At 37.5% G+C, this 13653-nt stretch carries 9 protein-coding genes and 1 pseudogene; 4 read left to right on the top strand and 6 right to left on the bottom strand.

Annotation, left to right across the window (positions count from 1 at the left end; all coding sequences use genetic code 11):
* The first annotated feature begins 137 nt into the window (after window positions 1-137).
* The 4 genes from ACINWC743_RS06085 to ACINWC743_RS06065 all read left to right on the top strand — a co-directional run bounded on the left by ACINWC743_RS06085 (window position 138) and on the right by ACINWC743_RS06065 (window position 6448).
* Window positions 138-605, top strand: coding sequence for a GNAT family N-acetyltransferase (locus tag ACINWC743_RS06085; RefSeq protein WP_005031989.1), 468 nt, complete (start codon window positions 138-140; stop codon window positions 603-605).
* 734 nt (window positions 606-1339) lie between these two features.
* Window positions 1340-4279, top strand: a complete 2940-nt coding sequence (locus ACINWC743_RS06075; RefSeq protein ID WP_009584767.1) for an insulinase family protein — start codon at window positions 1340-1342, stop codon at window positions 4277-4279.
* Window positions 4280-4619: 340 nt separating this feature from the next.
* Entirely contained in the window at window positions 4620-5768 is a 1149-nt protein-coding gene (locus ACINWC743_RS06070; protein WP_004830448.1) for a phospholipase A, read from the top strand.
* Window positions 5769-5965: 197 nt separating this feature from the next.
* Entirely contained in the window at window positions 5966-6448 is a 483-nt protein-coding gene (locus tag ACINWC743_RS06065; RefSeq protein WP_004830449.1) for a MarR family winged helix-turn-helix transcriptional regulator, read from the top strand.
* Between the two features lie 100 nt (window positions 6449-6548).
* Here ACINWC743_RS06065 and ACINWC743_RS06060 read toward each other — a convergent pair whose 3' ends face one another.
* The 6 genes and pseudogenes from ACINWC743_RS06060 to ACINWC743_RS06035 all read right to left on the bottom strand — a co-directional run.
* Window positions 6549-8423: an ABC transporter ATP-binding protein gene (locus ACINWC743_RS06060; protein WP_049044323.1), complete on the bottom strand. Its 1875-nt coding sequence runs from the start codon at window positions 8421-8423 to the stop codon at window positions 6549-6551.
* A gap of 284 nt (window positions 8424-8707) precedes the next feature.
* Window positions 8708-9850, bottom strand: a complete 1143-nt coding sequence (locus tag ACINWC743_RS06055; RefSeq protein ID WP_009584777.1) for an alpha-hydroxy acid oxidase — start codon at window positions 9848-9850, stop codon at window positions 8708-8710.
* Window positions 9851-10147: 297 nt separating this feature from the next.
* Window positions 10148-10435: a hypothetical protein gene (locus ACINWC743_RS06050; RefSeq protein WP_005031974.1), complete on the bottom strand. Its 288-nt coding sequence runs from the start codon at window positions 10433-10435 to the stop codon at window positions 10148-10150.
* Window positions 10432-11994, bottom strand: a complete 1563-nt coding sequence (locus ACINWC743_RS06045) for a PepSY-associated TM helix domain-containing protein (protein WP_009584796.1) — start codon at window positions 11992-11994, stop codon at window positions 10432-10434. The genes ACINWC743_RS06050 and ACINWC743_RS06045 overlap by 4 nt, the downstream gene beginning before the upstream one ends.
* Window positions 11995-11997: 3 nt before the next feature.
* Window positions 11998-12276 (bottom strand): hypothetical protein, encoded by a 279-nt coding sequence (locus tag ACINWC743_RS24780; protein WP_004830455.1) that lies wholly within the window; start codon window positions 12274-12276, stop codon window positions 11998-12000.
* Window positions 12277-12337: 61 nt separating this feature from the next.
* Window positions 12338-13573, bottom strand: a pseudogene (locus tag ACINWC743_RS06035) (TonB-dependent siderophore receptor); the annotation flags it as partial.
* Window positions 13574-13653 lie beyond the last annotated feature (80 nt).

Genomic DNA, 13653 nt, shown 5'->3' with positions numbered 1-13653 from the left:
TATTGCACAGTAGTTGAATAGTTCCTAAGATTCAAACACAAGCTCTATCTTGAGTTCGCTATATCATCAGGTTATATATCGAGAATAGATACAAGTTGAGTCAATGGTCTATCGTTTTAAAACACATTGGAGATTGAGTGAATATTTTAATTCAACAGGTTGATCAATTGCCTGCACAAATTCAAGATTTAGCCGCGGTTGCTGAAAAAGAAGGTTTTCAATTTATTCAACGGTTGATTGATGAGTATCAACAAGGAAAAAATAAATTTAATCGTCAAGGTGAATTTTTACTGGTTGCATTTAATGGCGATAAACTGATTGCTTGTGGCGGTCTCAATATTCAAATGAGCGAAGATAGTGAGACCAATCAAAAGCCTGAAACACAGCATAAAATCGGTCGTGTACGTCGTTTCTATGTGTTACCTGAATATCGTAAAAGCGGTATAGGTAAGCGTTTATTGCAAGACCTCGAAAAAAAAGCAAAATCTCATTTTTCTGCACTGTGCTTAAATAGCGAAAAAGATGCAGCTCCATTTTATCAAAAGCAAAATTATGTATTTGTTGAAAATCATCCCAATTATAACTATTTCAAATACTTGATATAGTGAATTGAAAATCTTTGCCCAATAATGAGCCTTTAATTAAAGATTAGAAGAATCAATAAGTAGACATGCGCATCATCTGAACTCATGTAGGGGCTTTATGCTTTTGGGGATTGATCTAAATTAATCTCCAAAACTTAAATATTGATTTTTATAATTTTATTTTTCAATAAGCTATAGTCAATCTGTTGAAAAATCCATATAGTAAATATAATTTCTAGATCAATAAAATCATTGCGATAAAGATATTGTTTGATGATATAAAGCTTGCAATACAAAGCTTTATATCTAAAGTTTAAATTGGTTTGTGTAGGCGATGCTTCGCTTTTCATAACCACTTTTTTGTTGAACAACATTCTTGCACTGCAAACAAAGCAGTGCGTTGTTTTTGCTCACATATCTACGCTCAACATGGCGACATCCATGTCGCCTCACGATAGAAAGAGCATCGATGATTCAAAATGCAAAAATTAAACTAATCACCAAAAGTTTCTGACGCTTATATAAAAAATCAGATTCAAGTCATTATCAATAAAAAATTTAAGTTTTACAGTGATGATCGAATCTTTTGATCATCACTTTTTTTATTTAACTCATTGCTCATTCTTGATATTTCAACGACGAGTCCTGATTAATCCTGATTGATTTACTAAGAATTAGTGTTAGGAATGAATCGCATTTATTTAAGTTTCAGTTATACTTAAACGTATAGATAAACATTTAATATTGGAGATCGCATGACTGTAGATGTCACTGAAACCTTATCTCAAACTGTTCATCCTGCGTTTCAGCTGGTACGTCAACACCATGTAGAAGCTTTAGACATTTTAGTGTCTGAATATAAACATAAAGTGACTGGTGCAATGCACTACCATTTGGCAACCGATCACGACGAAAATGTGTTTCTGGTTGCTTTCCGTACTCAACCGATGGATTCAAAGGGTGAGGCACATATCTTAGAGCATACTGCGTTATGTGGTTCAGAGAAATTCCCTGTACGTGATCCATTTTTTCTGATGATTCGACGTTCTTTAAATACATTTATGAATGCATTTACTGCGGCGGATTGGACAGCGTATCCATTTGCGACACAAAACAAAAAAGACTTCCAAAACCTGTTGGAAGTTTATATGGATGCTGCTTTTGCTGCTAATTTAAATCCTTTGGATTTTGCACAAGAAGGCATTCGTATTGAGCTGGAAGATGGTCAGCCAGTTTATAAGGGTGTGGTATTTAATGAGATGAAAGGTGCAATGAGTTCACCTTCTGATCAACTTTATCACCAGTTGGCACATCATTTATTCCCGAAAACCACTTACCATTATAATTCTGGTGGTGATCCTAAGGATATTCCAGACTTGAGTTATGATGAGTTGGTGACTTTCTATAAATCACATTATCACCCAAGCAATGCAATCTTCATGACTTTTGGTGATCAATCTGCCTATCATTTACAAGAGCAGTTTGAAAAGTTAGCACTTTCTAAGTTTACAAAAGGCGAAACGATCTATTCAAAAGAAGAGCAACGTTTAACGGCACCAATTGAAGTACAAGAAACGTATGCGGTTGATGCAGAAGATTTAAAAGATAAGACATACCATATTTTGTCGTGGTTATTGCCAAAAACCAGTGATGTTAAATTACGTTTAGGTATGCGTTTGGTTGAAGGGATTTTATTAGAAAACTCTGCTTCACCACTACGTCATTATCTTGAGACTTGTGGTTATGCGCAGTCTACCGGTCCAATCATGGGTGTAGATGATTCAAACTATGAGATGACTTTTTATTGTGGTGTACAAGGCTCCAATCCTGAACATGCCGAAGCATTTAGACAAGGTGTGTTGAACATTCTACAAGACGTTGCTTCAAAACCAATTGACAAAGATATGGTTGATGCGATTTTACATCAAATTGAATTGCATCAACGTGAAATCAGTGGTGATGGTACTCCATATGGTTTAACACTGATTTTGAATGGTCTAGGTAGCGCAATTCATCACAATGACCCAATTCATGCATGGGACGTAGATACCGTTATTGCTGAAGTCAAAGAAGAGCTCAAAGATCCAATGTGGTTATCGAACTTAATTCAAGTTCATTTATTGGATAATCCACATCGTGTACAAATGACCCTTGTACCAGATGCAAATAAATCTGCACTGGAAGCACAAGAAGAGAAAGCACGTTTGGCAAAAATTGGTGCTGCTTTAACGGATGCTGATAAAGCTGAAATTATTGCACAAACAGAAGCTTTAAAAGTTCGTCAAGAGACTCCCGATGATTTAGATCTATTGCCTAAAGTGGGTTTGGAAGATATTCCAGCTGAGTTGCCAATTGTACAAGGTCAATTGCGTGAGATTATCTGTAATGGTATTGATACGCCATTGAATTTGTATCATGCGGGCACTAATGGTATTTACTATCAACAAGTGCTGATTCAAATTCCTGATCAAATTGTAAAATCACCTTATTTCAACTTATTGTCCGTTTTAATGGGGGAAGTTGGTGCTGGTGAATATGATTATTTGCAACTTCAACAACTTCAAACTGCGGTGAGTGGCGGTTTAGGCATGGGCGCATCATTGCGTTCTAAAACCGATGATAAAGGTCAAATTAGTGCTTGGTTAACCCTGACCACTAAATCATTGACAGATAGATTTGATGCCATTGGTTTACTCAAGCTTGCTTTTGAGCAATTACGTTTTGATGAGAAAGATCGCATTATCGAACTGTTACAACAACGTAAGACACGTTGGGCTTCACGTTTGTCTGGCTCTGGTCATAGTTATGCAATGCAAATTGCATCGCGTCAGATGAGTGCTCTGGCAAAACGTGATTATGATAATACAGGCTTGGGTGCTTTAAATTGGTTGGGTGATCTGGTTGCTAAAATTGAAAATGATGAAGTGGCTTATGATGAATTCATTGAAGAACTAAAATCAATTCATCGTGGTTTAATGCTTGCACCAAAACAGTTCTTATTGGTGTGTGAAGAACATCATTCAGAACGTCTGGTTGAAGAAGTCCAAATCGTTTGGGATAAATTGAGTGTAGATCAAGCACCAGTATATTTGTCTAAGGTTGAGCAAGATGACAGTCATGCTGATCAAGCTTGGTTGATTCAAGCCAATGTCCAGTTCTGTGCCTCTGCGTATCAAGCGGTGGAAGTTTCACATCCAGATGCTGCACCTTTGATGGTTCTGGCTGGTTATTTACGTAATGGCTTCTTACACAGTGCAATCCGTGAAAAAGGCGGTGCATATGGGGGGGGAGCGAGTTATGATGGCAATGCATGTTCTTTCCGCTTTTATAGTTATCGCGACCCTCGTCTTGCAGAAACGTTCCAAGACTTTGAAGCAAGTTTGGATTGGTTGTTGAACAAGGAGCAGCATGCTTATCAACTTGAAGAAGCAATTCTGGGGTTGGTTTCAAGTATGGATAAACCTGGTTCTCCAGCAGGTGAAGCAATCACGGCATGTTATGCCTTGCTTCATGGACGCACTCCTGCGTTTAGAAAGCAATTACGTGAACGATTATTAAACGTTACTATTGACGATCTTAAGCGTGTAACACAAACTTATTTGGTTGAGCAAAAGCCTGTAAAAGCAGTCGTAGCACCAGTTGCCAAAAAAGAATTGTTAGAACAATTAGGTTTTGAAATTAAAAAAGTAAATTAACTCAAAAAAGGGTCTGTGGACAATTCGTCTATGTTTGCGACTAGGTGTGTTTTTTAGGCGATTCTAGGCGCGAAATACGAAATTTAGTTATTCTAAATGAGTAGTTCGGAACGAAAAAGCGACAAAAAACATGCTAGTCCCCGCTGCGCCTTGCGCTGCAAACAAAGCAGTGCTTTGTTTTTGCTCAGGATTGTGGTTAAAATTATCTCAGGCTACGTTATGAAACTTAAAAATAGTCTCGCTATTCTCTTCATTTCATGCCTTACCTGCTCAATTTTAACCTACAACGCAAGCCATTTATGAAATGTCCACAGCCCCTAAATTCTTTCTGGAGAAATCTATGTCGTTCAAAAGTTTTGAACGTACACCAGTGAATCTGAGCATCTTAATGATGCTCAGTTTTGGTTTGGTGACCACTGTTTATGCAGACGATGCGGCTCAAGTGAATCCTGCAAGCACTCAAGCTTGTGTGGCACTAGAATCAAATGCTGATCGTTTAGCCTGTTACGATAAGATATTTAAAACGCCTGCAGTTCCTGCGCAAGTACTGGTTTCAGAACAACGGGCAGCGATGGACATCGAGAAAGCAAAGCCAGAGCCAGTAACGCTTAAAGAAAAAATTGGGCAAACTGCTGAAAATTTATTTGCCATTCATGGTGATAAGATTGACCCAAACACATCGTTATTGGATCGCCGTTGGGAGTTGTCTCAAGACAGTAAGTTGGGCACATGGAATATTCGTGCACATCAACCTGTTTATTTGCTTCCTGCTTTCTGGACCAGCAAGAAAAATGAATTCCCACATAGTCCAAATCCACAGAATACTGTAGATGAAGATCAAAATTTAAAATCAATGGAAGCTAAATTCCAAATTTCCTTAAAAACTAAGGCGGTGGAAAATCTGTTTGGAAATAATGGTGATCTTTGGCTGGGCTATACACAATCTTCGCGTTGGCAGGTTTATAACAGTGAAGAGTCTCGTCCATTTCGTGAAACAAACTATGAGCCTGAAGCAAGCTTGATGTTTAGAACCAATTATAATTTATTGGGTTTAAATGGTCGTTTGCTTGGATTAACCTTAAATCACCAATCCAATGGTCGTTCCGATCCGCTTTCACGTAGTTGGAACCGTGTGATTTTAAATCTTGGTTTTGAAAAAGATAATTTTGCCTTAATGGTTCGTCCATGGTATCGCATCGAGGAAGATTTCAAAGACGATAATAATCCAGATATTAAGAACTATATCGGGCGTGGCGATTTAACTGCATTCTACCGTTGGAATGATAATGACTTTTCACTGATGCTGCGCCACTCTTTAAAAGGTGGTGATGATTCACATGGTGCGATGCAATTTGATTGGGCGTTTCCAATCAAAGGTAAACTTCGTGGGCATTTTCAATTGTTTGATGGTTATGGTGAGAGTTTGATTGATTATAATCATCGTGCAACTTATGTCGGCTTAGGTGTTTCTTTGATGAATTGGTACTAGTGATGATTGATGTTTAAATTATCTCTTTGTGTGAAAGAAACGGCGCTAGATTTTAATATTTAAGTCATTTGAGCGGTATTTTTCATCGTACAAATATGATAGAAATGAAAACTTACTTAGCTGTATTAGAGAGGTAATTTATATGGATATCTATCTCTAATGACTAAAAATGATAAAGCAAGTTTGGATCAAGTCTAATGTCAAATGAACAGATTAGCGCACATGATGCTAATTTATATGCCATCAATAACCGTTTAACCTTTAGACTCTTTCAACTCGGCAATACGCTTGATCGGATGAGTAGTAAAGAACTTGGTGTTTCTCCAGTGCATTGGGCTGTACTTGGGGCATTGTCAAGAGAGCAGGTAAGAGAAGGAATGTCTTTTTCTGATTTGACAGAATATCTTGGAGTAAGCCGACAAAATTTAGATGGTGTTCTTAAGCGTTTAGAGCGTGACCAACATGTCATTCGTTTTGCGGATCAAATTGATCGCCGTGCTAAGAAAGTGATGTTAACAGAACAGGGGCACGTATTCTGGAATCAGTTGCAACTGAAAGTATATGAATTTTATCGTCAAGCGATGGATGGTTTTTTATTTGATGATAAAGTCACTTTTGTGCATTTCTTGAATAAATTAAATAAAGGGATGCAGAGTGTAGAGCTTAAAGATCAAGAATAAAGCTGTGAAGTTTAAAAGAGTTTAAACGCTTTCTTCAAAAGAAAAGCCACGTCTACAAGATGACGTGGCTTTTCTTTTTATTAGCATTTCATTAATTGTACTAGCTCAGGCTTGCTTGTTTCTCTTCATCTTCCTGTTTGATTTTTTGCTCAGGTTCAACTAAAAAGCCACCAGTCTGTCTTTGCCACAAGTGAGCATAAATCCCATTTTGAGCAATCAACTCTTCATGTGTGCCTTGTTCTGCAATATGACCTTGATCTAAGACAATTAAGCGATCCATCTGTGCAATAGTTGAAAGGCGATGAGCAATTGCAATGACTGTTTTATTTTCCATCAACTCATCAAGGCTGGATTGAATCGCAGCTTCCACCTCAGAGTCCAAGGCGCTGGTAGCTTCATCTAAAATTAAAATCGGTGCATCTTTTAAAAATACACGTGCAATTGCAATACGTTGACGCTGACCACCAGAAAGCTTTACACCACGCTCACCAACATAGGCATCGTAACCTGTACGTCCTCTTAAATCGGAAAGTTGAGGAATAAACTCATCAGCTTTTGCTTTACGTACTGCTTCATACATTTCTTCATCAGTCGCATCTGGGCGACCATATTTAATATTTTCGGCAACTGTACGATGTAATAATGAAGTGTCTTGTGTCACAAGTGCGATATTTTTTCTCAAGCTGTCTTGAGTAACATCTTCAATATTTTGACCATCAATGCTGATTTTGCCATTATTGATGGTGTAGAAATGTAGCAATAACTGAATCAGTGTTGATTTACCTGCCCCAGAGCGACCCACAATACCAATCTTTTCACCTGGTTGAATATTCAAATTAAATTGATCAATCACATTTTTACTGTTGTAGGCAAAAGTGACATCATCAAATCGGATATTGCCTTGGCTTACCACAAGCGGTTTTGCATCCTCTTTATCTTGAATGTTAATCGGGCGACCAAGCGTTTGCATACCATCTTGAATTGTCCCTACATTTTCGAACAGGGCAGAAGTTTGCCACATCATAAACTCAGCCATGCTGTTTAATTTAAGAATCATAGCAGTGGTTGCGGCAATCACACCGATGGCAGCTTGACCCTGTAGCCATAACCAAACTGCGGTCCCCAAAACCCCAAAAAATAAAACCGCAGTCAGTAAATTAATGCAAATTTCATATGAAGTACCTAAACGCATTTGTTTAAAGACAGTGCGCATAAATTCTTTCATTGATTCTTTTGCATATTGGCTTTCACGCCCTGCATGTGCAAATAATTTTACAGTTTGGATGTTGGTATAGGCATCGGTCACTCGACCTGTCATCACTGCGCGAGCATCTGCTTGTTCTTTGGAAATACGTCCTAATCTTGGAATAAAATATTTTGCTGCACTGATAAATAGTGCTAACCAAACCAGAAGTGGAATCAGTAAAATTGGAGAAATTGAGCCTAATACAATACTGATGGTAATAAAGTAAATCACGACATAAGTGACCATATCACCCAAGATTACCCAGAACTCACGCACAGCAAGCGCAGTTTGCATGACTTTGGCTGACAAACGCCCTGCAAAATCATTGTGGAAAAAGTCCAAACCGTGACGAAGCAATAGATTATGGAATCTCCAACGTAAACGCATCGGAAAACTGCTGTACAAAATTTGATGTCTGACAATGGATTGCATATTGGCGAAAAAAATATTCGCTAATAAGATAAGTGAGAGTACAACCAAATTTTGCTGGTGATTGGTCAAAAACGCTTCAGGTTTTGATTGTGTCAACCAATCAACGAGATGACCAATTTGTGAAAAAAATAGTGCTTCAAAGCTGGCTGTTGCAGCAGTGAAGAGTATTAAGATTAATAAATAGCGTTTAACACCAGTGGCAGCCTGCCAAACAAAAGCAAAGAATGTCGTAGGTAATGGTTCGTTTAAACCTTTCGATGGATATGGATCTACTAACTTTTCAAACCATTGCAGCAACATAAAATCCTCATGGAAATTTTATAGATTGATTAAATTATAGCGGTGAAGTGATGTCATTGACTGAAATGCTGGAATCAGTTTAAGCAAAATTCAGCAATATTGGGAGAGTAAAAAAGTGAAATTGATTGTATCGTTTTAGTGGGGATTACACCAGTTTTTTATATCGAAAAAAAGCGATTTGATTTATTGATCATGTCAATTATATCTTTGATGGATCTGTTTGAATCACTGGAATGGATATTCAATCGTTGAATATCCAATTTGACGTGAGTCGGCGAGGCTTATCTTAAAATGCTTTTATCAATGTCCTGAATATTCACTTTCCCACAGAATGCCATACTTAAATCCAGTTCTTTTTGAATGATTTCCAAGACGCGATATACACCTTGTTCTCCATAAGCACCTAAACCATAAATAAATGCTCGACCAATTAAACAGCCTTTAGCACCTAAAGCAATGGCTTTTAAAACATCTTGTCCACTACGGATTCCACTATCAATATATACTTCTGTTTTGTCTCCGACAGCGAGTACAATTTCCTCAAGAACTGAAATGCTTGATGGAGCACTATCCAGTTGTCGACCACCATGATTGGAAACAACAATTGCATCTGCTCCAGCATTTACAGCAGCGATCGCATCGTCCACTTCCATAATGCCTTTGATAATCAGTTTACCGCCCCATTGTTGTTTGACCCATTCGACATCTTTCCAGCTTAACTTCATGTCAAATTGCTCAGTTGTCCATGCAGCAAGAGAACCCGTATTACTAATCCCATCGACGTGTCCGACGATGTTACCAAAGCTTCTTCTTGATGTCTTAAGCATAGCTAAGCACCAAACGGGTTTGGTGCACATATTGATAAGATTGCCCAAGGTTAATTTTGGAGGTGCTGATAAGCCATTTTTAATGTCTTTATGACGTTGTCCCATGATTTGTAAATCAGCCGTTAACACCAATGCAGAACATTTAGCATTTTTTGCACGTTGAATAAGCTGTTGCATAAAATGTCGATCTTTCATCATGTACAGCTGAAACCAAAAAGGTTGTGTAGTTGCGGCAGCGACATCTTCAATCGAACAAATACTCATGGTCGACATAATATAAGGAATACCAAATTTTTCAGCAGCTTTGGCAGCAAGAATTTCGCCATCGGCATGTTGCATGCCAATTAAACCAGTAGGCGCCAATGCCACCGGCATGGAAACAGATTGTCCTAACATTTCGGTTTTCACGGAACGATTGTCCATGTCCACCAAAACCTTTTGTCGGAACAAGTATTTTTTAAAATCCTCACTATTTTGCTGCCATGTCTGTTCAGTCCATGAACCTGAATCACAATAATCAACAAACATTTTAGGAACACGTCGATGATAAATTTCACGCATATCTGCAACGCAGGTGATTTTTTGTAATGTGGTCATGATGATTCCTTGTTAATTGTGCAATTGCAATTCAAATTGTTATTGGGGAAGAGTGATAAGGATTATTCTAAGACGATTATTTTAACAATAAGTAAAAAAATAGATGAAAAGTAAACTAAATGGTTGAATTTTATTCACTGGTTTTGACTCAGTCATGTTTCATATAAACACTGTATTGTTGTTTATTCATACAGTGTTTTATTTGTTAAAGTAAAAATGTAGATCAGTTTTTTTGTCTATCTTGTCATATGTTTTTAAAGATAAAGACTCAAGAACTTCTTGGGGGAAAGGGTACTGCTATTTTTTGGTTTTAGGTTTTAAATCATTTATCGACAGAATTAATCCAAACAGTAGCGGTGTGCTGAGCACACATAAAGCAACAAATGAAATGCTATCGCCATACTCTAGGTTATAGAGCAACAAGGCAATGACAATGCAAATGAATGCAGTGAGTTTTACAGATTTAACATGTTTGCTAAGCACAGAAAATCGACTCTTCTGTGTTTTATTAATCTGTTTAGAACTGACAAGGTAAAGTCCATAACTTGCTATTAAAATCAATAATGATGCAAGAGCAAATATCATGAGCTTATTTCCTGAATTTGTTTATGGGCTAATTTTTTCTGAATTTTTGCCACAGCTTTATTTTGAATTGGTGTAATTTTTTGATGTAAAAATATACCTAAGAACGCAATCATCCAAATCATGACATCTACACGTAGGAATAACCAATAATCATAGATTGAATGAATATAATGGTTTGAAATAAGATAATAGAGATTGAAAATTGGCAATGCTAATGTCATTACAATAATTAGTTTAAGCTGTGTTTTCCACAAATATTGCTGTTTAGAAACTAGAGCAATAATCAAGCTGAATAGCCATAAATAGAAAAAAGTATAGATTTCATAATTAGGACCATCTGCTTTTATACTGACAATTCGGTTGGCATATAAGTAACCTAACATGGCAATCGGTAAGCCAAGAATTAGTGCTGTGTTTAATCGATTGACCAAGTAGTGTCCAAAGTGAAATTGGTCATTTTTCTTTTGAAGTTGGCGTTTTAGGCTCCATAATAATAAACCAGAGGCAATCATTGCACAGCCCAGCAAGCCAGAAAAGAACAAAGCTAATCGCAAAAGTGGTTGAGCAAAATTTGCCATATGCAAACCATACATGCTCGCATTTAATGTTGCGATGGCACTGTTATTACGCGTGTTGCCTAAGATTGTGCCTGTAGCGCCATTAAAACTCATTTGTGCTTGATTTCGAGTGATGGAATGGTCTTCCAAAGCTGTGACTGTTACTTTGGCTAATTGTGTGTTCGGTTGGTCCACAGCGATATGATCAAAACTGGTTTTTCCCCATTGTTGTTGCGCTTGTTGGAGAAAGTACTGAATTGGTTTCATCTTTTCAGGTATTACAGTTTGGTCTTTCGCTGTTGTTGAAATATTGCGAATCTCATCGAAATATTGAAATGGATTGTCTGGATAAGATTTTTTCATACCCGCAGGAAAGAGTAAGTAGAAAAAGATAGCTAGCCCTGTAAAGGTAATGGTTAAGAAAAAAGGCAATGCAATGACAGAGCTCATATTGTGGAAATCCAAATACGAGCGTTGACTTTTAAAGACTCTTAAAGTAAAGAATTCAGTGAATATTTTTTTATGCGTAATGATGCCCGAAATTAAGGTAATAAACATAATCAGTGCAGCAAAGGTAACAATTAAACGCCCAATTGCATAGGGAATGCCATATAACTGATAATGGAAACTATAAAAAAAATCGCCGCCTTGTGTTGCAGAAAGACTGAGTTCTTGACCAGTATTGGCATCTAACGTTTTACTTTCGTATCCACCATCTGCTTTTTGCCAATAAATCTTATTGACTGGGCTATTCGGATTGGCGATACCGATATACCAACTTTTAGCATTGGGTGCATTTTTCTGTAGATAATCATAAGCAGATTGCACAGCCGTTTGTTGATTGACTTGCATACTGGCAAATTGTGGTTGCATCCACATATTCACTTCATGCCGATAGTAAGTCACAGTGCCGGTTAAAAAAATTGCAAACAGTAACCAACCAAAACTCAGACCAATCCAAGAGTGTAACCATGCCATAGATTGACGAACAGATTTATGCATGAGCTAACCTATGAATTTTGAAAAGAGAAAGAGGGCAATCATGAGTATGAGGCTGATTATCGACAGCTTTTTTAGAGAATGTACACAAAAACTGATAATCACAAAAACAATGTAAAAAAACAGTGCGATAAATGCGGCCAAATAAATAGACTCGGCTTTTGCCAAGTAAGGATAAAATACATCAATCAATGCGACTGATAATAAATAGCTACCTGCATAGCCAATACCGAATGCCAGTATAAAGCGGTATAACACTGATAAGGGGTAAAGAACAGTTTGCATAAAGGGCACTTTTTTACAATTAAAAAACGCCTTAATCACTTAGGACTAAGGCGAGTTCCGATTAATATTTAAATTTTACAGCAACACTATAGTTGGCAGGTGCACCATAAAATGCCTGACCATCTGGAAAACTGTATAAATATTTTTTGTCTGTTACATTGTTTGCATTAGCCTGTAGCGATATATGATTGTTTAAATCATAACTGGTCATCAGATTCACTAACGCATATGCATCTTGGGTAATTGTACTATTGATTGAGGAATCATACAGCTTGGTGGCTTCTTGCCATTGCAATGATGCACCCACTTTAAGTTTTGGTAACGCAGGTACAGTATAGGTGGTCAAAAGATTAATGGTCTGATTCGGATTATAGGTCCGTGCATCGCCACCATTTTTTAAATCTTTTAAGCTAAATTGGCTATAACCAAATGCGATATTTAAGTGATCAGTTAGTTGCCCAGCCAAACCAACTTCAACACCTTGAGAGCGTAAGTCGCTGGTTTCCACCTTACGATTGAGTGGGTTTCCATCAGAATTGCGTAGAGGATAATTCGTTTGTTCTGTACGGAACACAGCCAAGGTTCCAGTAAGTTTGTCATCTAGCCATGAACTCTTAATACCCGCCTCATAACTTTCACCCTCAACAGGCTTGAGTGCTTTATTATCCGTTCCTAATCCAGATTGTGGACGGAAAATAGAGGTATAGCTTAAATAACCAGTATATTCTGGAGTGAAGTTATAGGTAATTCCAGCATAGGGTGATACTTTGTTTTCATCATAAGTGGCTGGCTTGTTGTAATTATAACCCTCACTTTTCGCTTGAACATAATTTAAACCAAGTAATAGTTTTAAATCATCATTTAAGTGCAGGCGTGTCGCTGCATATACTGAATTGAGCTTTTGCGTATAATTTGAGGCATCACTAAAAGCTGACCAAGTGATTGATTGAGGTGTCCAACTTGCCCAATTGGTAGTTAGTTGACGTGCATACCCAAGAGAATCGTCATTTTTAATATTACTATCGTTGATAAAACCATTAGATTCTTGGTCATGCTGTTTACTTTGCAGATAACTATAACCTAGAGTTGCTTCATGCTCACGACCAAATAGTGAATATGAGCCTTGTACATTCAAATCAGCAAAATGACTTTTTAGACTTTCTTTGCCACCCCAAGCAGTAAGAGCGACATCTCCACCATTTTGATCAGGATAACCATAATAATAGAGTAAGTTACTGTTATGATCGGTTTGGGTATAATTATAGCTAAGCTTGGCTGTCCATTTTTCGGGTATACGGATTTAATGGTTGATGGGGCACCTTTACCCCACCAACCTGATACCATTATCAGATGGTTGATAGATCGACTCCGTAGTTG

The sequence above is a fragment of the Acinetobacter sp. WC-743 genome (genome assembly GCF_000335555.1).
GTDB classification, from domain to species: domain Bacteria; phylum Pseudomonadota; class Gammaproteobacteria; order Pseudomonadales; family Moraxellaceae; genus Acinetobacter; species Acinetobacter bereziniae.
The sequence above is the reverse complement of the archived record's forward strand: the minus strand, read 5'-3'. Positions and strand labels throughout refer to the sequence as shown.

Coding starts and splice junctions, on each gene's coding strand:
- ACINWC743_RS06075 (WP_009584767.1), top strand. CDS start 1,340: ATGACTGTAGATGTCACTGAAACCTTATCTCAAACTGTTCATCCTGCG.
- ACINWC743_RS24780 (WP_004830455.1), bottom strand. CDS start 12,276: ATGCAAACTGTTCTTTACCCCTTATCAGTGTTATACCGCTTTATACTG.
- ACINWC743_RS06070 (WP_004830448.1), top strand. CDS start 4,620: ATGTCGTTCAAAAGTTTTGAACGTACACCAGTGAATCTGAGCATCTTA.
- ACINWC743_RS06045 (WP_009584796.1), bottom strand. CDS start 11,994: ATGCATAAATCTGTTCGTCAATCTATGGCATGGTTACACTCTTGGATT.
- ACINWC743_RS06050 (WP_005031974.1), bottom strand. CDS start 10,435: ATGATATTTGCTCTTGCATCATTATTGATTTTAATAGCAAGTTATGGA.
- ACINWC743_RS06065 (WP_004830449.1), top strand. CDS start 5,966: ATGTCAAATGAACAGATTAGCGCACATGATGCTAATTTATATGCCATC.
- ACINWC743_RS06055 (WP_009584777.1), bottom strand. CDS start 9,850: ATGACCACATTACAAAAAATCACCTGCGTTGCAGATATGCGTGAAATT.